This is a genomic window from Paraglaciecola sp. QJM3NY_14, assembly GCF_056173245.1.
In genome coordinates, this window is sequence record NZ_CM149664.1 from 4,106,384 (window position 1) to 4,130,351 (window position 23,968).

At 46.2% G+C, this 23,968-nt stretch carries 19 protein-coding genes and 1 other RNA gene; 13 read left to right on the forward strand and 7 right to left on the reverse strand.

Annotation, left to right across the window (positions count from 1 at the left end; genetic code table 11):
- Positions 1-38 precede the first annotated feature (38 nt).
- Complete coding sequence (locus AC0VYA_RS17595) at positions 39-1,319, reverse strand: methyltransferase (protein ID WP_475489127.1); 1,281 nt, start codon at positions 1,317-1,319, stop codon at positions 39-41.
- Positions 1,320-1,580: 261 nt separating this feature from the next.
- On the opposite strand from AC0VYA_RS17595, the gene AC0VYA_RS17600 reads away from it, so the two are divergent.
- The 10 genes from AC0VYA_RS17600 (at position 1,581) to AC0VYA_RS17645 (ending at position 16,817) form a co-directional block, all read left to right on the forward strand.
- The gene (locus tag AC0VYA_RS17600; RefSeq protein WP_475489128.1) at positions 1,581-2,933 is read left to right on the forward strand and encodes a M24 family metallopeptidase; all 1,353 of its coding nucleotides are present in this window, start codon (positions 1,581-1,583) and stop codon (positions 2,931-2,933) included.
- Between the two features lie 15 nt (positions 2,934-2,948).
- Positions 2,949-4,709: a DUF885 domain-containing protein gene (locus tag AC0VYA_RS17605; protein WP_475489129.1), complete on the forward strand. Its 1,761-nt coding sequence runs from the start codon at positions 2,949-2,951 to the stop codon at positions 4,707-4,709.
- A gap of 217 nt (positions 4,710-4,926) precedes the next feature.
- Complete coding sequence (locus tag AC0VYA_RS17610; protein ID WP_473475790.1) at positions 4,927-6,555, forward strand: metallopeptidase TldD-related protein; 1,629 nt, start codon at positions 4,927-4,929, stop codon at positions 6,553-6,555.
- 26 nt (positions 6,556-6,581) lie between these two features.
- The gene (locus tag AC0VYA_RS17615; RefSeq protein WP_475489130.1) at positions 6,582-7,916 is read left to right on the forward strand and encodes a TldD/PmbA family protein; all 1,335 of its coding nucleotides are present in this window, start codon (positions 6,582-6,584) and stop codon (positions 7,914-7,916) included.
- Between the two features lie 90 nt (positions 7,917-8,006).
- The gene (locus tag AC0VYA_RS17620; RefSeq protein WP_475489131.1) at positions 8,007-8,717 is read left to right on the forward strand and encodes a DUF4159 domain-containing protein; all 711 of its coding nucleotides are present in this window, start codon (positions 8,007-8,009) and stop codon (positions 8,715-8,717) included.
- Between the two features lie 55 nt (positions 8,718-8,772).
- The gene (locus AC0VYA_RS17625) at positions 8,773-9,837 is read left to right on the forward strand and encodes an AAA family ATPase (RefSeq protein ID WP_475489132.1); all 1,065 of its coding nucleotides are present in this window, start codon (positions 8,773-8,775) and stop codon (positions 9,835-9,837) included.
- Between the two features lie 2 nt (positions 9,838-9,839).
- Positions 9,840-10,742 carry a DUF58 domain-containing protein gene (locus AC0VYA_RS17630; RefSeq protein ID WP_475489133.1) on the forward strand — a complete coding sequence of 301 codons (903 nt, stop codon included), beginning with the start codon at positions 9,840-9,842 and terminating at the stop codon, positions 10,740-10,742.
- Positions 10,743-10,744: 2 nt separating this feature from the next.
- Positions 10,745-12,265 carry a BatA domain-containing protein gene (locus AC0VYA_RS17635; RefSeq protein WP_475489134.1) on the forward strand — a complete coding sequence of 507 codons (1,521 nt, stop codon included), beginning with the start codon at positions 10,745-10,747 and terminating at the stop codon, positions 12,263-12,265.
- Positions 12,265-14,667 (forward strand): DUF4175 domain-containing protein, encoded by a 2,403-nt coding sequence (locus tag AC0VYA_RS17640; protein ID WP_475489135.1) that lies wholly within the window; start codon positions 12,265-12,267, stop codon positions 14,665-14,667. Before AC0VYA_RS17635 ends, AC0VYA_RS17640 begins: the two co-directional genes overlap by 1 nt.
- The gene (locus AC0VYA_RS17645) at positions 14,664-16,817 is read left to right on the forward strand and encodes a hypothetical protein (RefSeq protein WP_475489136.1); all 2,154 of its coding nucleotides are present in this window, start codon (positions 14,664-14,666) and stop codon (positions 16,815-16,817) included. The genes AC0VYA_RS17640 and AC0VYA_RS17645 overlap by 4 nt, the downstream gene beginning before the upstream one ends.
- 68 nt (positions 16,818-16,885) lie before the next feature.
- Here the strand turns inward: AC0VYA_RS17645 and AC0VYA_RS17650 are convergent, their stop codons facing one another.
- The 6 genes from AC0VYA_RS17650 to AC0VYA_RS17675 all read right to left on the reverse strand — a co-directional run bounded on the left by AC0VYA_RS17650 (position 16,886) and on the right by AC0VYA_RS17675 (position 22,014).
- Complete coding sequence (locus tag AC0VYA_RS17650; RefSeq protein ID WP_011576228.1) at positions 16,886-17,494, reverse strand: MarC family protein; 609 nt, start codon at positions 17,492-17,494, stop codon at positions 16,886-16,888.
- A 299-nt stretch (positions 17,495-17,793) separates the two neighbouring features.
- Entirely contained in the window at positions 17,794-18,237 is a 444-nt protein-coding gene (locus tag AC0VYA_RS17655; protein WP_475489137.1) for a GNAT family N-acetyltransferase, read from the reverse strand.
- Positions 18,238-18,334: 97 nt separating this feature from the next.
- Positions 18,335-18,802 (reverse strand): Cys-tRNA(Pro) deacylase, encoded by a 468-nt coding sequence (gene ybaK / locus AC0VYA_RS17660; RefSeq protein WP_475489138.1) that lies wholly within the window; start codon positions 18,800-18,802, stop codon positions 18,335-18,337.
- 32 nt (positions 18,803-18,834) lie between these two features.
- Positions 18,835-20,061: an FAD-dependent monooxygenase gene (locus AC0VYA_RS17665; RefSeq protein ID WP_475489139.1), complete on the reverse strand. Its 1,227-nt coding sequence runs from the start codon at positions 20,059-20,061 to the stop codon at positions 18,835-18,837.
- Between the two features lie 39 nt (positions 20,062-20,100).
- Positions 20,101-21,432 (reverse strand): Xaa-Pro aminopeptidase, encoded by a 1,332-nt coding sequence (gene pepP / locus AC0VYA_RS17670; RefSeq protein WP_475489140.1) that lies wholly within the window; start codon positions 21,430-21,432, stop codon positions 20,101-20,103.
- A gap of 12 nt (positions 21,433-21,444) precedes the next feature.
- Positions 21,445-22,014 carry a UPF0149 family protein gene (locus tag AC0VYA_RS17675; RefSeq protein ID WP_475489141.1) on the reverse strand — a complete coding sequence of 190 codons (570 nt, stop codon included), beginning with the start codon at positions 22,012-22,014 and terminating at the stop codon, positions 21,445-21,447.
- A 213-nt stretch (positions 22,015-22,227) separates the two neighbouring features.
- Here AC0VYA_RS17675 and ssrS point away from each other — a divergent pair.
- The 3 genes from ssrS to AC0VYA_RS17690 all read left to right on the forward strand — a co-directional run bounded on the left by ssrS (position 22,228) and on the right by AC0VYA_RS17690 (position 23,959).
- A non-coding RNA gene (gene ssrS, locus AC0VYA_RS17680) (6S RNA) lies at positions 22,228-22,409 on the forward strand.
- 148 nt (positions 22,410-22,557) lie between these two features.
- The gene (locus AC0VYA_RS17685; RefSeq protein WP_011576234.1) at positions 22,558-22,968 is read left to right on the forward strand and encodes a hypothetical protein; all 411 of its coding nucleotides are present in this window, start codon (positions 22,558-22,560) and stop codon (positions 22,966-22,968) included.
- A 94-nt stretch (positions 22,969-23,062) separates the two neighbouring features.
- Positions 23,063-23,959, forward strand: a complete 897-nt coding sequence (locus tag AC0VYA_RS17690) for a ribokinase (protein WP_011576235.1) — start codon at positions 23,063-23,065, stop codon at positions 23,957-23,959.
- Positions 23,960-23,968: the final 9 nt, after the last annotated feature.

Here is a 23,968-nt window from a genome sequence, read left to right on the forward strand (position 1 = left end):
CAGCGTCTTTCTTTCCATAAATACGTATAAAACTGAAATCATTTATCCCTGTTTTTTTGTTTACGGTTAGCCCGCAGCATAAAATTACGCGGAGTTAATTGCCCTGAACAAAATGTGCCTACTTCTATTTGATAACCCTGCTCGTGCATGAAGAGCGCTCGGTCAAGCACTAACCACAATTCCATCGCACGGCGAAAGCAGCTACGCACCGCTTCGAGTCGGGCAAGCAATACGCGGCGCTGTTCGCCTATTGCTAAATAATGCGCTACTTGCTCAGCATTGGCGTCGAATGTCTGCTGTTTCTGCTGTGCAGCCCATTGGCAAAAGTCACTAAACCCTTTGGCCAGTTGGCTTTTTTTCACTGATGGCAAAGGTATGTAATGCTCGGCATCAAGTGTATCTCGCAGCCATGTATCAAAACCCAAACGATAAGTCAGCTCGCGCTCGCGCAAACCTTGCTCGCGAGCGCCTGCGGTGGCAACTTGTTTAACGGCCAATTTTAGGTCGTCTTTGCTGATAGACAGCCCGTGAAGGTGCAGTGACGCTCGCCCTTGATGAGACAAACCGGAATAAAGCGCATCTTGCGTGAGGTGGTAGCAGCAAGGAGATATGACCACGTGTGGCGTATGTGCTTTCGCTGCACTTTTTAATAAACTGATGTGTAAATCGCCACAGGCATGTAAAGCCACTGCACAATCTTTATCTGTTAAATGCGCTGCACTTTGGGCAGCGAGCGCATCACCACACACAAAACGTTGCTGCACATTGGCTTTTTGCGCGAGTGTTAGACCTTTATCACATAACGCCTGTTGCCACTCCACACTGTCTACTGGCGAAGAGGTCGTTAACGCCAGTAAACGTCCAAGATGCCCCATACCTGCACACCACTCAAGAAAGCTATTGGCCTGTTGCGCTGCCCCAAGTGCAAAATAGAAAGCAGTGATCTGCTGCCACTTTCGCCCGCCAATACCATGGCTAAAATGCACCGGCACACCCTCTACCTTCGGCATTCCTAGGGACGCGTTTGTAGCGGGTACATTAGCCCCTTCATCAATAAAAGAGTCAACTTCAATCAACGCGCTTATATCACTTAAAAAGGGTAAATAGGGCGCCATACTGGTAAGGGGATCTGCCTGCGCTAAATCACTCACGGATCGCACATCTAACCAATCGCAAAGCTCTGGGTAATCTTCGCGCCAAGGTAAATCAGCTTGGTCAAAGGTAGCAAACTGCCATAAACCTCTGTGCTCAGCTAACAATTGCGTAAGCTGCTCAAACCGATAGGCAAGATTAGGATTTGACGGATAAATATGTGACATGTGGTGGATGGCTACTTGCGTTAAATAAAGGTTAAAAATAGAGGTCTAAAAAGAGAAACTGAGTCTAAGTGTTCGTCTAGGATACTATCGACTTAATTGTCCCACGAAATGCGGTCCCAGCGAAATACCTCCCCTGCAAACGGTTTTGCCTGCATTGGCTTAAATTCCTTACACTAAGCATTGCTGAATTCCCCCCTTTGGCTATAACTCTTTTGCTTTTTGTAATAATGTTGTGGCCAAGTGTCATATGGAATGAACCTGATGAAAATAACCAAAAGAGCTTTTATCAAAGCCAGCGCAGCAGCCGTTGCCTCCCTTCCCCTTTCACAATCGGTATTTGCAGCAAATAAGCCAGACGCCTTAGTAGAAGATAATGTAGCAACGTTATCCGATATCACAGCCTCCAGTCAGCCTATTAGCCTAAGTGAACGCAAAGCCCGTATACAAAAAGCGCAATCACTGATGGCAAAAGCAAACATAGCCGCCATGATTCTAGAGCCCGGTGCAGCGATGGATTATTTTACCGGCATTCAGTGGTGGCGAAGCGAGCGCTTAACCGCTGTGGTGATTCCTCGTGAAGGTGACATTGCTGTTTTATGCCCTTTTTTTGAAGAGCCGAGTATCCGTGAATCCCTTAAAGTGGGTGGCGATGTGCGCGTCTGGCAAGAGCATGAAAGCCCATTCGCGTTAGTTAAACAGATTTTGACCGATCGCGGCGTGGATAAAGGCCAATTAGCCTTTGAACACTCAGTGCGTTACTTCGTGCTCGATGGGGTAATGAGCCTAATGGGTAATATGCGCCATACCTCTGCCGACCCTATTACTCAGGGCTGCCGCATGTTTAAGAGCGCCCACGAAATTGCACTTATGCACAAGGCCAATGAAATTACCCTTAGGGCGTATCAACATGTATACGCCAACCTCGCCTTGGGCATGAGCCAACAAGATGTGAATCAACTCATGAGCCGTGCTCAGGCACAGCTCGGTGGCAGCGGGATTTGGACCATGGCATTGTTTAATGAAGCCAGCGCGTATCCTCATGGTAGCAAACAAGCGCAAACCATTAAGAATGGCTCAATCGTGTTAATGGACTGTGGCTGTGCGGTGCACGGTTACCAGTCAGACATTAGCCGCACGTTTGTGTTTGGTGAGCCGAATAAAAAGCAGCAACAAATTTGGCAAACCGTGCGTAAAGGCCAACAAGTTGCATTTGAAAAGGCACAAATCGGTTCACCAGCGGGTGCGGTAGATGATGCTGTTCGTGCTTATTACCAATCCCAAGGGTTAGGTCCTGAATATCAATTACCTGGGCTTTCCCACCGTACCGGTCACGGCATAGGCATGGAAGGTCACGAACCGGTTAATTTTGTGCATCAAGAGCAAACACCTCTGCAAACAGGCATGTGCTTTTCAGATGAACCGGGCATCTACCTACCCGGTGAATTTGGCGTACGCCTTGAGGACTGTATTTACATGACTGACAAAGGGCCGCGCTGGTTCACTACCCCGCCTGATAGCCTTGAGTCCCCCCTCGGTACTCTTGCTGCGTTATCTCCCTTGGACTCGTTATCCCACTTAGAATCTGTATCCCCCACAGAATCATTATCCCAATAAAATAAGAGCTCATTCATGAACCAAACCACAATAAAAACCTCACGCAGACTGCGCACTACCCTTGGCACGCTAAGCCTTTTAGCGCTTTCAGCAAGCGCTTGGGCCGATGCTACTCAAGACTTTAAGCATTTACTGCAAACCCACTGGCAAGAAGCACAAGAAGAGAAAATATTCTTTCGCACTGACCCAGATGCATGGAAGCCCCAAGGAAAATTAGCAGATTTTAGCCCACAAGGGTTTGAGCGCCGAGAAGACTTCAATCAGAAAATGCTTGAACACTTGGCTAAAATTGATGTGGCGCAGCTCAGTCCGGGCGAGCAAGTTAGCTACCGCTTATTCCAGTACGAGCGTGAAACCGAAGCCAAAAGCTATCAATTTCAAGATCGCTATTTCCCCATTAACTTTTTAAGTGGCTGGCACACCTATTTTGCCCAGGCCCCTGCCAATATGGCATTTTTAACGGCACAAGATTACGACCAATACTTAGTTAGCCTTGAAGATTATCCACGCTTTAACCAAGAAAATATCGATTTGCTTGCACAAGGCGTTGAAAAGGGCTTTGTACAACACTGTGAAACCTTCAAAAATTACCAGCAGTCTATTACTGATCATATTGTTGAAAATCCACAAGACAGCGCACTGTACGACCCGTTCACGCGTTTCCCTAGTCAGTTTAGCGAAAAGCAAAAAACACAATATGCCGCTAAAGGTGCCGCTCTTATCAAAGATTCAGTTGTACCAGCCTATGCGCATTTCAACGATTACTTTGTGAATGACTACATGACTCACTGTCGCCAGGAGCCGGGTATTTCTAGTGTCAAAGGAGGGGCTAAATACTATGCTTATACTGCGAATTATTACACCACTACAGACTTAACGCCCAAGCAAATCCACCAGCTCGGTTTGGACGAAGTTGCTCGCATCAGTAAGGAAATGGAAGCTATTATTCAACAAGTGGGCTTTGAAGGAAGTTACGCGGAGTTTCTCCAGTTTTTAGCTACCGATCCGCAATTTTATGCTCAAGACCGTCAAGACGTGATGGAAAAAACCGCTTTTATCACGCAAAAAATGTACGGCAAATTACCCAGTTTTTTCGCTACCTTGCCACGTAACACCTTCACCATTAAAGGCTCAGCGACACGCGGCGCGTTTTACATGCCACCGCCAGATAATCGCACACCCGGAACTTACTTTTTAACGTCTGATCCCGCCCAGCAACCACTGTACAACCTAGAAGCACTGAGCTTACATGAAGCAGTACCTGGTCATCATTTACAAAATGCGATTGCTATGGAATTAGAGGTACCTGAGTTTCGCCGCACACTTAATCATTCGGCTTTCTCTGAAGGTTGGGGCTTGTACTCTGAGCGTTTAGGCAAAGAAGCTGGTTTTTACCAAGACCCTTATTCAGATTTTGGCCGCTTAGGCTACGAAATGTGGCGCGCAGTGCGACTCGTGGTGGATACAGGCATTCACGCCTTTGGCTGGAGCCGCCAGCAAGCCATTGATTATTTGGGCTCGCGCACAGCTTTGACCGAAAAAGCCACTGCGGATCAAATCGATCGTTATATCTCTTGGCCTGGTCAAGCGCTGTCTTACAAGATTGGCGAGCTTAAAATCCGCGAATTACGCAGCAAAGCAGAAGCCAGCTTGAAAGAAAAATTCGACATCCGCCAATTCCATGACGTGATTATCGGCCAAGGCTCGTTGCCCATGGCCGTACTTGAAGACAGCGTGAACCAATGGATTGAAACGCAGCTAAAACGCGATGAGTAACTGCTCGTCACGATTTGTTACGCTTTAATGGCTTTGAGCTTACAAATAAGCAACGAATACGTAACTCCCTCTATTGAGAGGTTTACGTATTCCCCTAAACTAAGCCCTCACGTTAACGCTGAGCCTAATCGGTACATAAACACCTAAATACAAAAAGACTTCTTAGAAAGTTTAAAAAACATAATCAATACAACACCTAACCCAGGGGACAGAGCAAATGGAAAGACGCGACTTTATTAAACTAGGCAGTGCCGGTATGGGTACCCTAATGCTACCTATATCGGGGGCGGCGATTTCAGCCGATCAACTTCTCGATAAACCGATGGACGTAGCCTATAAAAAGAAGCTTGCCGATATCGCTTTAAATGCTGCCAAAGCAAAAGGCGCCACATACGCCGATGCCCGCATTGGCCGCTATTTAAATCAATTTGTGACTACCCGCGAAACCCGTGTCGATAATATCGTTAACACAGAATCAGCTGGTATAGGTGTGCGTGTTATTGCGAACGGCACATGGGGCTTTGCGTCGACGTCAAACATGACACCAGACAGCGTCGCTAAAACCGCTGAACAAGCGGTTGCCGTTGCCATGGCTAACTCTAAATTTCAAACTACGCCGGTACAACTTGCCCCTGTAAAAGGTGTGGGTGACGTCAGTTGGCAAACCCCCATCGTTAAAAATGCCATGGAAGTGCCCATTCAAGACAAAGTGGATTTACTGTTGTCAGTGAACGATGCCGCCATGAAAAATGGCGCAAGCTTTATTAGCTCACGCTTGTTCTTAGTCAACGAACAAAAATATTTTGCCTCCACTGATGGCTCATATATCGACCAAGACATTCATCGCTTATGGGCACCTTTTACTGCCACAGCGGTAGGTAAAGATGGTTTCAAACAACGCTCAGCATTAGGTAATCCTGTCGGTATGGGGTATGAATACCTAGACGGTTTAGAAAAAGACAAAGTGCGCATTCAAGGCGCAAATGTTGGCTACCATAATTCCTACGATATGGTTGAAGATGCCGCAGCCGCTGGTAAACAGCTGCAAGCCAAACTAAAAGCAAAATCCGTAGAGCCTGGTAAGTACGACCTAGTGCTAGACCCTGCGCATTTAATGCTAACCATTCATGAATCGGTTGGTCACCCGTTAGAACTTGACCGCGTGCTGGGCTATGAAGCGAACTACGCAGGCACTAGTTTCGCGACATTGGATAAATGGAAAAGCGGCAACTTCCAGTACGGCTCAGACATCGTTAATTTGTATGCTGATAAAAACCAGCCGCACACTCTAGGTAATGTGGCGTTTGATGATGAAGGCGTTAAAACCAAAGAATGGGATTTGATCAAAGATGGTGTGTTAGTGAACTATCAAGCCACACGCGACCAAGTACATATGCTCGGGCAAAAAGAGTCCCACGGTTGCAGTTATTCACAAAGCTGGCGCGATGTGCAGTTCCAACGTATGTCGAATGTATCGCTACGTCCAAATGAGAAAGACTTATCAGCTGACGACGTAATTAAAGACGTTGAAAAAGGCATTTATATTGCTGGGCGCGGCTCTTACTCTATCGACCAGCAACGTTATAACTTCCAGTTTGGCGGGCAATTATTTTACGAAATTAAAGACGGCAAGATTGTCGATCAAATTGAAGATGTGGCTTATCAATCTAACACCCAAGAATTTTGGAATAGCTGCAGTCAGTTAGCTGGCAAATCAGATTACAGAGTGGGCGGTTCGTTCTTTGATGGCAAAGGCCAGCCTTCACAAGTGAGCGCAGTTTCTCATGGTTGCCCTACCACGAGGTTCGACAACATTAACGTGATTAACACAGCGCGCAACGTTTAAGCAGCTCACTTAGAAGGAATACAACCATGACAATTATTACCCAACAACACGCAAAAGAGCTGCTGAGCAAGGTCCTTAAATTCTCAAAAGCCGATGAATGCGAATGCAATTTAGAAAGCAAAGTGGGCGGCAATATTCGTTACGCACGCAATACCGTTTCCACCTCAGGTGAAGAAAGTGATCTGATCCTTATCGTACAATCTACCTTTGGTAAACGTACAGGCACAGCCACCATCAATGAGTTTGACAACGCTTCACTTGAAAAGGTCGTTCGACGCTCAGAAGAGCTGGCCAAACTGGCACCTGAAAACGAAGAATTCATGCCGATATTTGGTAAACAAACATACGCCAAAGCGAATACCTATTTTGACTCCACCGCCAACGTTACCCCTGAGGATCGCGCTCAAGCCGCTTTTGATAGCATTGAGCCATCTAAAAAGAACAAGCTTATTGCCGCAGGCTTTTTAGAAGATGCAGTGGAGATGAGCGCCATTATGAACAGCAAAGGCTTATTCGCCTACAACACCTCTACCAACGTTGATTTCTCGGTGACTATTCGTACCGAAGATGGCAAGGGTTCAGGCTGGGCATCAGGCAATTACAGCGACGTAAAACTGCTAGATACGGCTAAATTGTCCTCTATTGCTATTCAAAAATCGAAAGGCTCTGCTGATGCTAAGGAAATGGAGCCAGGAAAATACACGGTAATTCTTGAGCCCGCGGCGAGTATTGGCCTTATTCAAAATATGATGCGTGCGTTTGATCAACGCTCTGCAGATGAAGGTCGCAGCTTTTTGAGTAATAAGTCTGCAACAGGTGAAGATGCCCCGAAAAATAAACTGGGCCAAAAGATGTTCGACGAGCGCGTGCATATTTATTCTGATCCTCAACATGCTATTGCTCCTAGTGCACCTTTTGCTGGAAATGGTTATCCATTGAATAGAATCGATTGGATAAAAGACGGTACGATTAAAAATATGCCTAATTCCCCCTACTGGGCGAAACACACCAAAAGCGAATACATACCGAGTAATCGCAACATTTTGATGAGTGGTGGCGATCAATCATTAGAGGACATGATCAAAAATACTCGCCGCGGTGTGCTTGTTACCCGCCTGTGGTATATACGGGGCCTCGACCCACAAACCTTGTTGTACACTGGTTTAACGCGTGATGGCACGTTTTACATTGAAAACGGCAAGATCAAATATCCGATCAAGAACTTCCGTTTCAATGAAAGCCCGATCATTATGCTCAACAACATAGAAGCATTAGGTAAACCACAGCGAATTGAAGGTAGCATGATACCGCCCATGAAAATTCGCGACTTCACCTTCAGCAGTTTGTCTGACGCTGTATAAGTCGTTGATTTTTGGTTTTAGACTCAGGCTCTTATGAGCCTGAGTTCTTCATTTACGACCTCTATTGTTTAGTAAGTTGCGTGGTAAGTCATGAAATTGCATCGTCGAAAATTTATTAAAAACGTGTGTGTGGCGTTTGCTGCACAGGCGTTATTTCGTGGTACGTATTCATGGGCCCAAAGCAGCGACTACGATTTCTATTTCACCCGCTTAAGTTACGAATCTGGTGATTGGGAAGTAGACGAGCGTATGCCCGCCAACGTGCTCAACTCATTGATTGAATACACCAGCCTGCGGGTAGACATTAAAGAACGCATTGTGCCTTTATCAGACCCTGCAATGCTAAACGCGCCTTTTTGCTATATGGCGGGCCACAGATTAGTGCAATTTAGTGACGCTGAAGCACAAAACTTTAAGCGTTACGTGGAAAATGGCGGCTTCGTTTTCGTAGATGATTGCAACCACGATATAGACGGCATGTTCGCTAAAACCTTTGAAGCACAAATGGTCAGTCTGTTTGGGGAAGAAGCCTTACAAAAAATACCTAACGATCACCCAATTTACAGCGCCTTTTTTGCTTTTGATGGCCCTCCGCGCACCTCTATCGAGCTCAACGGCTGGGGTGATGATCTGGTTCACAACTACCTTAAAGCCATTATCGTTAACGGAAAAATAGCGGTGCTATACAGCAACAAAGACTTAGGCTGCGAGTGGGATTACGATTTTCGTAACAAGCGATGGCTTAAAGAGGACAACACAAAATTTGCGGTGAATATCGTGTTGTACGCTATGACCGCGTAAAACATAAAGGCAATAAAGCGCCCAAACTATCCATAAGAATAAAGGCAATATGACCATGAGCACCACAAACAGTTTCCCTTATCAGCAGAACCACGGACCATCTGAGCAAGAGGTTTTACAGTTACTGAGCAAGCTTGCTGATGTCAGCGATGAACTCGCCCGGGTCATTGTCGGCCAACGAGAGGTCGTGCAGCAATTGCTAGTTGCCATGTTAGCCGGAGGTCATTGCTTGCTCGAAGGCGCGCCTGGTTTAGCCAAAACGCTGATGGTCAGTTCATTAGCGAAAACCTTAGAGCTAGATTACAAGCGTATTCAATTCACGCCTGATTTAATGCCCAGCGACATTATAGGCACAGAAATACTGGAGACTGACCACGACAGCGGCGAGCGTTTTTTTAAGTTTAAGCAAGGTCCTGTATTTACCAATATTTTATTGGCAGATGAAATTAACCGTACACCGCCAAAAACTCAGGCTGCATTACTTGAAGCCATGCAAGAGCGCACCATCAGCTACGCGGGGAGTATTTACCCGCTGCCGAAGCCCTTTTTCGTATTGGCCACGCAAAATCCAGTAGAACAGTCTGGCACGTATGCTTTGCCGGAAGCTCAGCTTGATCGTTTCTTAATGTTTGTGCGGGTCGGTTACCCCAGCGCTGAAGAAGAAATCGAAATTTTAGCGCGCACCACTGGTACTCAACAGGTCACGTTAAATGAGGTACTGCATACCCAAGATATTCTGACCTTACAGGGCTTAGTGCGCCAAGTGGATATCTCTGGCGAATTATTAACATACATCAGTGAGCTTACGCGCAATACCCGCCCAGACAGCACGAGCAACCAAAGTGTTAAAGACTTTGTGCGCTGGGGTGCTGGCCCCCGCGCGGGTCAAGCTTTGGTGTTGTGCGCCAAAGCGAATGCTTTGCTCAATGAGCGATTTGCCGTGACCTTAGACGATATTCACAAGGTGGCCCACGGTGTGCTGCGTCATCGCATATTGCTTAACTTCCAAGCTCAGGCGCAAAATATGGACACTGACGGGGTCATAGACAATTTGCTCAAGAATACCCCGCGCCCTAAAAGCCCGTTAACATCGAACGCTTCATCAAGTCGCGTGGGTTAAACATGCAACAATGGATTGACCCGCTTACGCTTTCTCGCGTGAAAGATATGCCCTTAGTCGCAAAAACCGTGGCCGATGGCGTATTGCATGGCCAACACACCAGTGTACAAAAGGGATCGGGCATCGAATTCAGTCAATATCGCAGCTATGAGCCTGGGGATGAACTGGGCAAAGTGGATTGGAAACTATTCGCACGCTCAGACAAATATTTTGTTCGTGAAGCTGAACGTGAAAGTGATACCCAGATTTGGTTAGTACTGGATGCCAGCCTGTCTATGCTGCAACAATCTGCCGCCAGCAAAACGAAAAATGGCTGGCACAAGCTAGATTACGCCCGCTACTTTCTGGCCACCATTGCTTATATTGCACAGCAGCAAGGTGACTCCGTGGGGCTCATCGGGTTATCAGATCAACACATCGACTTTTTGCCCTGTGGTACAGGCCAGCAACATTGGCACAAATTAATGCTAACCCTAAGCCAATTAACGGTTGGTAAACAATTTCCCAGCAGAGCGAGTCTTGAGCGCCAGCTAGGCAAGGTGCACCCTCAGGGTTTGATCTTTGTGCTCAGTGATTTTATACAACACAACCAAGAAATTTTAGAGTTCATTCAACCATTGAATTACGGCCACAATGAAGTGGTAGCTATGCAACTCGTCTGCGATGATGAGCTTATCTTCCCTTATAAAGGGCCTATAAGAGTCGAAAACCCAGAAACGCAGGAACAGCGTCTGGTATCGAGCTCAGAAGTAAAGACGCAATATTTAGCAGCGTTCAAGCAATATCAATCTGACTTAAAAGAGCGACTGACGCAGCAAAACATCGCGCTTTTTAGGGCTAATATCGACGAGCCATTAGACAAAAGCGTGTACGCCTACCTAACGTCTCGTTCACGGGTTAAATGAGCATGGAGGGCATATTTAGCGCACTGAGCAATACGCTGCTGTCCCCTTTGTGGTTATTAGGCATGCTAACTGTGGCGATCCCTATCGGCATTCATTTTTTCAGCAAAAGCAAAGCGCCGCTCATCTCTTTTGCCCAATACGCACTTATTCCCGTCAGGCAAAGCATTGTGCCTAATGCCCTGCGCCTCAGCCAATGGTTATTACTGTTGTTACGGATGGCCATTTTAGTGCTACTGAGTTTGTTGTTAGCTCAGTGCATCAAGCAAACAGAAGATGACAGTGAAACGCACTACTTTTTAGTCAGTCAAGATTGGCTACTATCAGCTCAAGACAATGATAAACAAACCTTGTTAGACGCCTTTAACCAAGCGCAGAGCAATACCTCCAGTCGATTAATCCTATTGAGTCAAAGACAAAACGAGGCGTTAGACGACAAAGCCCTCTTAACAGCAGGTTTACTAAACAAACTCGTTTCAGCAAATGGCAACGGCACACAAAAAGACACGGAAGCAAAAGCCCCTTTATCGATTTGGCAAAAAGTGGCTGACTTCATGTTTTTACATCCATCGATAACGCCAAATAACGTGCATGTATTTACCACTGACCGATTATCCCAATTTAATGGTGATAGACCTGTCATGTATGACTCAGTGGATTGGCACATAGTACAGATTAAAAACAGCGAGAACACGCCACTAAAATCCAGTGTATTACTGCTATCTTCCGCAAAAAACCAAATACAAACACGATACCTAAGAGCGGCATTTGACGCCTTAAACACTGAAAAAAACCGTGAAATTGCAGTAGATACATCATTAACAACATCAACGATTAAAGCGGCTCAACTTAAACAGTACGCATGGATATTTTACCTAGATGACACCGCCCCAAGCGCGAACTTAGCAAAGGCGATGGAGCAATATGTTCAAGAAGGCGGTCAGCTGTTTATAACCGCTACAAAGCAGATAGTAAGCAGGGGCCGCTATTTTTTACCTAACTCTGAAAGCGACAATGTGTTTATTAAAAAAATAGGTCAGCCTGCATTTCTAGCCAGCAAAATGAACAACGGTGAAATTAAAGTAGTATGGCAAACAGCTGATAAGCAGCCCCTATTAAGCAGAGCCGAAACACAGCAAAAAGACACCTTAAATAATGAGGATAAAGGCGGTCAAATTTTGACGTTTTATAGTCGATTCGAACCAAGCTGGACGAATTGGGTAACACAAGCGGACTTCCCCTACACCTTGGATAACGTGTTGAATCAGGCGCTTTATCAGCAACAATACATCACACAAGGGACAGTGGTTAAAGCTCAGATAGCCTCGCAGGATGCGTCAAGTACGGCCAGTCAACACTTATCCGGTCAACAGTTATCCGGTCAACAGTTAACTTCACCGCTAAACCCTCAAAGAGACCAGCACATTTATTATTGGTTGCTGAGCTTACTTGTCTGCGCTTTTTGCCTTGAGCGCGTATTGAGCGAATACCGTGGAAAGTCGTTACCCAAAGGTGCAGCCAGCTGATGGCGCAATCAACAGACGTATTCGACCAAGAAACACCAGCACAGGGAAAAAGCACGCTGCAAGCCCTTTTGAATAGAAGCAAAAGGCGAAAACTGCTTCAACATCTGTTGCAATGCTGCCCCCTTCTCATGTTGATAGCAGTGCTCCTAGCAGTAGTATTTTCCCAGCTATCTGCGATAGCCATTGTGATCATATTCATGGCGGTCAGTGTGTGTGCGGTATTTGCTTTCTATCGCCCCTCATACCGCGCAATTACCCTGAGCAATTTAGCTAAGGATCTTAACCGCCGCTACCCTTCACTCGAGGAAAGCTGCGAGCTATTACTTGAAAGCAATCAGGAAGCCCCGACAGTGCTGCGACGATTACAATATCTGCGTACGGCACGAGCATTGGTCCAATTGCATGAAAATACGCAGGTAGATCTGGTACCCCACTATCCTTTGAAACCCGCCTTAATGGCCAATGTGATCACAGCGCTGTTTTGCTTATCTATTTGGTACTTTCTGTGGGATGTTAAACAAATACAAACGGCGCCAAACGCAAGCATCCCGAACATAACGGATAAAATCGATGAACATCGCCCGCCTGCTGTGGCTCAAATCATTGATGCAAACGTCACAGTAGACCCGCCCGCCTATGCAATTGGTCTTCATGGTTACCAAAGCAAACAACCTCAGCCCTTAGATGCGCAGATACTTGCAGGTAGCGAGGTGCGTTGGCAATTGACGTTTTCGTCTCAAAATCCCCCAGAAAGTCAGCACTATTCACTGCAATTGAACGACGAGAATTTACCTTTAACCCTTATGCCTGATGGCCGCTACACGCTTAGCAAAGTGATCCACCGCTCATCAATTTATCAAGTTTTGGATCACCAGCAACGTATTATTGCACTGCATAGCATTAAGGTGATTGCAGATACCCCCCCTGAAATCGTCTTTTTAACGCCTCAAGCAACCATTACTGAAATTCAAACAACAACCGAAAGCTTTGAACCGACGCTTCGCACCCAAGTTGAAATCAGTGATGATTTTGGGTTGAGTAAAGTGGAGATTTTAGCTTCGGTAGCGAAAGGCTCTGGGGAGGCCGTTAAATTTCGCGATAGCGTGTTTAGCTTCGATACGGTCAGCAGCGTGGATAACACTGATAACGTTGACGGTACGCAGCTGTATAGCAAAGAGTGGAATTTGTCTGCACTGGGCATGGAGTCAGGTGACGAACTGTATTTCAGCGTCAAAGCGTGGGATAACCGCAAAGGTCAGCCTCAACTCACACAGTCTTCGACAAAAATTATTCGCTGGTTAGATGAAGACGTAGCCACAGTGTTCAGTGAAGGCACTGTGATTAGTAACATGCCCGCCTATTTTAAAAGCCAGCGACAAATTATTATCGACACCAAAGCGCTTATTGCACAACAGTCTGAAGTAACCGAGCAACAGTTTAATCACACCTCACAAGCATTAGGAGTGGCACAGGCTGATTTGAAACACAAATACGGTCAGTTTGTTGGGGATGAAGTCAGTGGGATCACGCGCTCAATGGAAGATGGTGACAGCCAAAAACACGATGAAAAGCATGACGAGCACGCTTCAAGTGAAGAACATGAACACCTTGAACACCACGACGAGGACGATGAACACGCGGCTGAGGAGCATGCTGGACATCAACACGAAGGTGAGGATGACAGCACGGAAGATAAATCAGGCTATCAAGCGGCTATTGAGCAATTTGGCCATGCTCATGGTGAAACCGATGTCGCGATTTTCAAAACCCAAGGGGGAATTGAGCAAAACCCAAGAGTGATGATGAAGCGAGCTATCGGGCATATGTGGCAAGCAGAAAGTCAGTTACGCTTAAACCGCCCACAAGATGCCCTACCCTATGAAGAACAAGCTTTAATTTGGCTAAATCGGGCTAAAAAAGCCGAACGCATTTATGTCAAACGTCTTGGGTTTGAGCCGCCTCCAGTGACTGAAAAACGCCGCTACCAAGGTGAGCTAACAGACATCGAAAACAACGTATTGAACACACCTATCATTGAAGATGAAACGGACGTGCTAATAATAAACAAGGCAATCTTGATGTTAAATGCCACATTAAAACCCAATATTGCATTCACCCCAGAGGAACAAGAAACACTGCACAAAGTCGATGCTCTGCTAAATACCCTGCTAGATAGCAACCCAGAAGTGATTGAAGCGCTTAGTGCTTTGGCGCAAATTCAGCGCAGTAACCAAAGAGTGCCTCGTCAATGCCACTCATGTGTAGATACCGTAATCGCACAGCTCTGGCGTGTGTTACCGCCAGCCCGTTATCAAGCCCAACCGCCAGCTAAACCATACACAAACACACAACCTGCGATAAAGCAGTTCACCCAATTTAGATTGGAGCAGCAGACTCAATGAGCTGGACATTAGCCCAGGTAGGCACCTACACACTTGCCACACCTCAGGGTATGCCCTTGCTTTTATGTGTTGTGCTCGGTGTCGTGTTAATCACGGCTTGGCTAACCAGTAGCGTTTTGATGCTCCGGGGCTCCCTAAGTTTGAATAGCCAAGCAGCGCGTGCCAGCGCACCTATGGCAATAGCTCTAGTTTGCATTAATACATTGGCGTTTGCGGCGTTGCTCGCCACTGTGCTCGATATTAAAAACAGTACCACGCACATTGAGCGCGCAGTTTTAGTGACAAAAGGCACTACCCCAGAGATGCTTGCAACGTTTGAAAACCAGATCCAGCAGCATTCTTATGGAAAATATACACATCGTTGGCTCGATTTAAAAAGTGAGCTACAGCTTGATGATGCCCAGCACATACCTTCCCCTTCTTTATTGGCGCATGCCATTGGAGATATGACTGAACTAGTCGTACTCGGGGACGGGCTTAGCCCAGCTCAGTGGCAAACATTATTTTTAGCAACGGATAACTGGGGTACGCCTGAAAACAGCAAGCTGGGAGTCACGTTTATGCCAAGCGCTGAAACCCTAGGCATTGTGAATATATCATGGCAGAAACAGCTACAAATTGGGCAGGCATTACACATTCGCGGTGCGCTATCTGGTGAAAGCGACAGCGAGGCAAATGAGGATGATGAAGCGCCAAGCGGCGTAAAATCCTATATTTTGCAATTAGTCAGTCCAAGCGGCGAAGTTGAACAAGAAATATCATTAAGACGGGGCGAAGCGTTTAGCTTAGTGACTCACCCTAAAGCTGCTGGCCAATGGCGCTACCCTTTACGGCTGCGTGATAAAAGCAGCAATGCCTTGTTAGAAGAAAACGATATTGCTCTATCGGTTAGCCAGAATGACTCACTGAGCGCACCATTGAGCTCTGCACAAATCAACACTGCGCTGCGCACAGCGATTTGGCAATCAGCCCCCTCTTTTGAAACCAAACACTTAAAGGAATGGATTAGTGCGTCCGGTAACGCCGTTACTGTCACCACTCAAATAAGCCAAGACGCTTATCTACGCCAATATATTAACCAACCTACGCCAGACGCTAGCACAGTTACCCCAATTCAACAGGATGACCATTTTTACCCAGCAGAGACGTTAGCTGGCATTGATATTCTGTTTATGGATGGCCGAGGTTTGAGCAATTTGTCAAAGGACCAAACGCTGCGTTTACAGCAAGCGGTAGAGGGCGGCCTAGGCCTCTTCCTGTTCGCAGATAGTAATTTGGTTTCAGAGGATACAAGAGACCTAACAAAGCGCTTGAATTTACCAGTATTGCGCGAAGATAAACAAGCTGCCGATGAGTTTACGATCGTCTACCCCAAGCAGTTTGTGCTTCGAGCAGCGCAAGCCCTGCCCGCACCGACTGATTTAACCTTACGTGTTGGGGCATTCAGATTTGATGATGAAGAAGCTGAAACATTACTGGTAGCGCCAAACGGTCGATCGCTAGTCAATCGTCATTCCCAGGGGTTAGGCCAAGTTGCTGTTACCTTATTGCCCCGCACCTATGAGTGGAAGTTAAATCAAACAAACGGAGAATATGAGCGGCTGTGGCATTACCTCATAGAACACATTGCGCGCAATTCAAGCGCGAATTATTGGCTAAACGAGCCCACTTCAGGGCCGGTATTTGAGCGAAGCCACGGCGACGCGTGTTTGCGTATCGCGAGTAAGAACCACAATTTTGAAGTCTCAATGGATTACGTTCAAAGGCCAAGTAACGAGCTTGAGCAGCAACCTTTGATTTTAAACCAACGCCCTGAGCAACCTAACATCGCGTGCGCCCATTATTGGCCTGAATCGTCGGGTTGGCATCGTATATCGGCTTCAACACCACAGGATAGTCAGCCTAATAGCACCAAGATTACAAGAGGAGTAAGTAATGCTATTACCGCACAGCAATACCGATATGTGTATTCACTAGATTCATGGCTTGCAGCCCAGCAAGCAGCTAAGCACTGGGCGAGTCATAGGGTGGCAGACGCTTCGGCAAAAACAAATTTGCGCCCCCGTAACGTCACACTGAATAAAGGCGCACCGTTCGCTATGTTGGTTCTTCTGCTCAGTGCACTATGGCTAATACGCCGTTTACGTTAATCTAACTAGAGGTCATCTTAGTAAACGGCGGAACGCGTCATTTAGGTAAAATAAAGTGGGTGGCTCAACTACAAAGAGAAATACGTATTAATTCCTTCTAAGATACTGGCCGTTGCCAGCGATGCCAAAATGAGTCCCATAACGCGGCTGACGATATTCGCGCCACCATTACCGATAACACGATGAATAGGCGCTGCTGCTATCAGTAAAATTAAGGTAATGACGAGCACGGTTAGCATCACCCCTGTGGTCGTTGCCTGCTCGGCCAAGGTGTATCGATCATTTTCAGTCAGCATTACCGCCGCTAACATAGCGCCCGGGCTGGCAATAGACGGCACTGCTAGGGGGAAAATAGCCGTTTCAGTCATCGACTTGGCCATGCGTAACTCATTACTTGCTTTACCTTCGCCGAAAATCATCGTCAGTGCGAACAAGAACAATACAATCCCTCCCGCGATTTCAAATGCCGAGAGTGGGATCCCCATAGCAGATAAGATGTATTCACCTGCGACGATAAAAAAGAGCAATATCCCCGTCGCTGCAATGATTGCCTTAAAAGCAATATGGCGTTTGGCTTTGGCATCAAAACCTGTGGTGGTTGCAATAAAGACGGGAACACTACCAATGGGATCGATAACGGCAAAAAAGAAAATAAAAACTGGGATTAATTCGCTCATATGGCTCCTACAAAAGAAAAGTCATGGAGTTAGGGTTAAATATTAACCCAACGTGTTTGGAGGGTGTTACAAAAAGATCACACTATGAATATTTATCCTCTAAGAAAGAATACCATTAGCTAAGATTTCATCCGTCTAAGGTAGCATGCCACATGCCTAGCACGCGAGTGAAAAAGTGTGAGGTAATGTATCTAGCTGTATTGAAGTATCGGCTATAAGCGATGAAAAGACGTGAACTTCGTATATGAGAGTATCTCATTATCTACACTATCGATGATATCGAGCACAGCTCCTTCACCTCATAAATTACACAATATCTTGCGGAAGCAAATTTTACCCTCATTTACATCACCGCTTTTTTCATAACCGACGATTTGGTATCCACTGCCGATAAGTAACTGCAGCATCGCGGGGTAACGATTCATAGATTTAACTTCAATATATTCATAACCTGACTTGAGTGCCCAATCTTCTTGCTGCTGGCGTAATGAAGACGCAATACCCATTTTACGATAGGCGGGTACAACCGCGCCTAACCAGCTATAAAAGCCCCTTGAAGATAATGCATAACCAAGTTTATAACCAACCGCACCACCATTTACTTTCGCCACTAATAACAAATGCGCCCTATCATTCAGCCTTAGCTGTAATTTAGCCTGAGTGATATGCCTATCAAACTCAGGGATTTGAGCATTCACGAGCAAAATGTCACTGAGGCTGCCTTCCTCGTATTCAATTTTCATATTCGCGCCTTGAGGACTTTTTACTGACAATGCTAGTTACTGACAGCGGAGCATATTACTAACACAGCAGAGCGCATTACTGACGCTGCGGTGCACATTACTGACAAAGCGCAGCAAACCGAGCGGATAGCAGTTGGGTAAGTGCTTGAGGTGCTATATTAATCTCTAGGCCACGTTTACCCGCACTGACGTACATATTTGTTAACCCTTTAGCGGATTCATCGATCATTGTCGTCAATCGCTTCTTTTGGCCTAACGGACTGACTCCGCCAAGCACATAGCCTGTTACTCGCTCGACTTCGGTTTTATCCGCCATTTGGGCTTTTTTCGCCCCAGCAGCTTTGGCCAGAAGCTTCATGCTCAACATACGCTCTACAGGTAAAATAGCGACGCACAAGGTTTGCGAGTCTAGCTTTACAACGAGTGTTTTGTGGACCAAATTAGGCGCAAGGTTGAGCTTTTCGGCGGCTTCTAAACCGAAAGATTCTGCACTGGCGTCATGTTCATATTGCAACACTTCATGGGCCACTTTTTGCTTAATGAGTAAATTAATTGCTGGGGTCATAAATGCACCTTCCTTGTTACTGAGTGTTCAACCTAAGACGCCTTCCTTGTCAGTTTATTCTGCGCTAGGTGGGGCAATTCACCACCAAGTCCAACCGCGTGCTGAACAATTTTCTGTTTTGCTTTGGGCAAGTGGTTCATGGTGCTAAGGCCGACGTCACGCACCCACTTTTGCACTGGGTTTGCCCCATCAAATAAGCGTTTGAATGACTCCATGGTAGCAATCATTTTCACCGCTTCAGTTTTGCGCCAGCGCTCATATTCACGTAAGTTTTTGGTTAAACCAATATCCTTACCTTGCTCGGCTATTTTGATCACCTGTTCGGCTAAGGCCACCCCGTCCATTATCCCTAGGTTTGCACCTTGACCCGCTAAGGGGTGAATAGTGTGTGCGGCATCGCCAACCAACGCCACTCTATCGGTTACCCACTGGCGCGCGTACCGCATTTTTAACGGGAAGCTTTTGCGCTCACTGACTAATTCACATATGCCTAAACGCATATCAAACGCAGCCATAAGCGCTTTTTCAAAGGCGGTATCATCTAACGCGAGTAGTGCGGTGGCGGCAGGCTCCTGCTGAGACCAAACAATTGAACAATGATGCGCATCCCACAAAGGTAAAAAGGCTAACGGTCCTTTCGGGGTAAACACCTGCCTAGCAGTATTATCGTGTGGCAATTCGGTTTTAATTGTGGCAACAATCGAATGATGTTCGTAATCCCAAAATGTTAACGGCAAATTGGCTTTTTGCCGCACCATGGAGTTAGCACCATCAGCACCGACCACCAGCCTAGCCGTTAGCATGGTGTCATCATCTAGGGTTAAGAAGCTTTCTTGTTGGCCAAATACCATTTTACTGACTTTGTTTGGCGCCAAAACCGTGATGTAAGGGCTTTGCTCCGCCTTCGCCCACAACGCTAGCGCTAAATTTTGATTTTCTACTACATGACCAAGATAATCTTGTTTTACCTCGCTATGGGAAAAACCAATATGGGCGAAACTGTCTTGATCCCACACCGACATGTGCTCATAAGCGCACAGCCGCTCTTGCGCCAGTAAAGGCCAAACGCCTAAATTTTGCATTACGGTTTGGGTCGCTAGGGTAAAAGTGCTGACTCGTAGCTCTGGTTTATCGCCAAGTGCGGTGTCACCTGATTGCGCATCAATAATCGCTACGTTAAGCTCACCGCTCGCCAATGTGAGCGCAACAGTTAAACCGACTATTCCGCCACCGACGATAACCACATCATAACTTTGCATTTATTGCTGTCCTAAAAAGTGAACGTAACGCCAAAAGGATTAGCTAACAGTTTTAGTAGCCATTAGCGTTTCTATTTCTGAGATTCCTTTGGGCACATCTTTGGTTAATATCTCGTGCCCAGTAACCGTGATCAGTACATTATCTTCAATTCGGATGCCGATCCCGCGCCAATGTTCGGCTACAGGCGCATCACTTGCTACATAAACGCCTGGCTCTACCGTTAGCACCATTCCTGCTTCGAACGGCCTATCTCTATCGGCGACTTTGTAATTACCCACGTCATGTACATCAAGCCCAAGCCAATGACTCAAACCGTGCATAAAAAAGGGGCGGTAGTGCTGGCCCGTTATATTGTCTGCCAAGCTACCTTTAAGTAAACCCAAGTCGAGTAATCCGGCTGTTATAACGTCTATTGCGGCCGCGCTTGCTTCACTGATAGTGCGTCCAGGTTTAATGCATTCAAGGGCGGCTAACTGAGCGTCAAGCACCAGTTGATATAATTGGCGCTGCGCCTGTGAAAAACGCCCTGACACTGGAAAGGTACGAGTGATATCAGCGGCATATCCGTTTAATTCACAGCCTGCATCAATCAGTACGAGCTCACCTTCTTTTAGTTCAGCGCTGTTTTCAGTGTAATGCAGAATACACGCATTTTCGCCACTGCCCACTATAGTGCTATACGCTGGGTGCTTAGCCCCCTGCATAGCAAATTCGTGGTGAAGTTCAGCTTCTAATTGGTATTCAAAGCGCTCGGGGTAAGCAAACCTCATGGCGCGAATATGCGCTTGAGCGCTAATTTGCCCTGCCGTGCGCATAATCTTTTGCTCGTACAGGGATTTAAATAAACGCATCTCGTCTAAAATCGCACGAGGGTCAACAATACTCGAAGGCGCCATCTGGCTTTGCTTTGGCGCATTACGAAGCTGTTCAACGCACTCTAAAAGGCGCTCTTCACATTCTTGATTAGCACCTAAGGCAAAATACAACTGTTCGTGGCCATTTATTAATTCAAGTAGGCGCTCATCTAACTCTTCGTTGTCAAAAGCAATATCAAAACCAAAATCGCGCTTGGCTTTTCGCGGCCCGATGCGTTTGCCCTGCCACATTTCTACGCTGGGATCTTTACCTTGGCAAAAAAGTACACTTAAGCCGTTCGGATAATCACAGGAGTTGGTGAGTACTAGATAGGCTTCCGGCTCTGGGAAGCCGCTCAAATACGCGAAGTAACTATCTTGTCGAAACGGGAACTCAGTGTCACGGCTGCGCGTCACTAAAGCACTACTTGGCACCACACAGATGCTATTGGGCAACATCTTATTAAGCAGCTTCTGTCGGCGCTGGGCAAACTCGTTTTTATCAAACTCTATCATAGGCACGTAAGCTTAATGCACCGTCTTAGGTTGGCTTTGCTGCTCTTCAGGTGACTTACCCAGTTCGTTAAAGCACAACATTGCACTTACACGCACATATTCAACCACTTCAAATAGAGCCTGCTCGAACTCTTCACCTTCAGCCATTTCTTCGTCCATACGCGCGATTTCGGCGAAATCTTCTAAGGCTTCTTTAACGTCCGGTGAGCATTTAGTTAAATCGTCTTGATGCAAACCAAAGCCAAGCATAAACCCTTGAACCCACTCTAATAGTGCCTGTCCACGTTCGTTAATGGGGGCGGCATCATCAGGTAAGCACAACACCAAAGAAAAGTCGCTTTCTACCAGTTGCTGACAGGTCTTGTTGTACAACTCGTTGAGTAATGACTGTACGTCCTTTGCCAAAGACTCACCCTGATTGACAAAATCGGCAATGGCTTCAACCCAATCTTGAGATTCTAACGGCATTCCACCGCCTAGCATGCCGCAAAACACGCCTTGTACTTCTGCGGCGCTGGCCAAAATATTGTTGCGCTGAAGCGCGGCGGTAATCTGTTCGTATTTTTGTTCTTCAGTATTCAAAGCGTTATCCCATTTGGTTATTGGTGTAATTCTAACATCATGGTCAAATCAGGTCATGCTAAGCACAGGAGTAATTCAGCATTTGCTGAAATGAAATTGGACAACTGCCCCCCGTCCCATACTATAATGGCGCCGAAATCGCGATTACTACTGCTTTTGCGGTAAAAGCTGACGATTTTGGTTCAAAACGTGCTCAACTATGAGTGTGTGCTATGTCTCCTGGAATGTTTGCCAGTTCAGTAATGTCCCTGGCCGATGCTTTTTACCTAGGAAGTTGATTCCATCGCTATTGCGCAAGCTCGGCTCGTATCGAGACGCCTACGGCAATGATGATACTTCCGCCCTGAACTTTCGGTTCACGGGCGAACACCGAACAGCGGCATTTTGGGAGACACCCTTCCCTGCACTTTTTTATGAATATTTATTAAATAAATATTTTTTAGTGAATATTTATTTTCATTAGCCTAATGCATTTCGAATTCAAGGATGAAAAAATATGCAGATTATTACGTGTTACATCAATTGCGATTATAAGTGGCTCTCATGAATCAAGAATCAGTAATACGCCAACGAGGTGCCGTTATAGTTGATGCACTTAACGGCGTGGTGAAATGGAAATACGATGACTTCAATCGCGCACTTTTAGCTGAATTTTCTGCGGACAAAGCAGACCAAGTCAATGCAATCGTCAAAAAACACTATGCGGTTGAGTGGCATGCGAAGAACATCAAACAAGCGCCAATGCTAATGAAACACTTGGCGGGTAAATACGCTGTTTTAAGCAAAAAACAGCGGCTGTATTACTCTGAAGAAACTGAACGCCCAGATGTTATGCTCGCTTGGTGGCCTTGGGGACATGGGGCAACAGTATCAGTTCGCTTGTTTATGGTTAGCCAAGAACCATTTGTTTCAAAAAGGCCGCTATTGAAACGAATTTTCGCCTTCCTAAAGTAAAAAAGGCTCGTATTTTGTTACTTATTTAGGACATATACGCATTTTCTCGGTTAGAATACCGCCAAAATGATATTAACTTTCGGAATTACGCTATATGGCTGTTATTAACTTTGGTTCTATTAATGTGGACCATGTTTATCAGGTCGAGCACTTCGTGCAACCTGGTGAAACCCTAGCCTCAACGCATTATCAATGCTTACTGGGCGGCAAAGGTGCAAATCAATCTATTGCATTAGCGAAGGCTGGAGCAGATGTGCGCCACGTTGGCCGCATTAACGAATCGGATGCCAACTTCAAGCAAATCATGATCAAGCACAACATCAACTGTAAGTATGTTGCGTGCACAGAAGCTCCTTCAGGCCATGCCATCATCCAAGTTACTCCATCAGGTGAAAACGCAATCGTATTGTTCGGCGGGGCAAATCATGAAATAACCGCAAAGGATGTGATGCTCGCACTCGATGGCGCCAAATCAAGTGACTGGGTGTTAACTCAAAATGAAACCAGTTCGATTGACGAAGTACTTAAACAAGCCAAAGAAGCGGGCTTAAAAGTAGCGTTTAACCCCGCCCCTATGACGGAATCCGTCAAACAGCTACCTGTTAACTGTATCGATTTGCTTATCGTTAATGAGGTAGAGGCCCAAGAAATTACCGGACATAGCGACATTGATGCTATGGAGCAGTATTTCGCAGCCAATTGGCCTGACTGTGAAGTGATTATTACATTAGGTAAAGCGGGCGTATGCATGCTCAAAAACGGACGCAGAATTGAAGTTGATGCGTTTGTGGTTGACGCTGTCGACACCACGGCCGCTGGAGATACCTTTATTGGGTTCTTTCTTTCTGCTTACAGTGAGCATACTGAAGCGAAAGTTGCATTAACCAGAGCATGTGCAGCATCAGCCATAGCAGTAACCCAAGTTGGGGCAGCGCAATCCATACCGGATGAAGACCAAGTAAATCGTTTTCTTGCCAAACACCATAGTTAAATTACATTC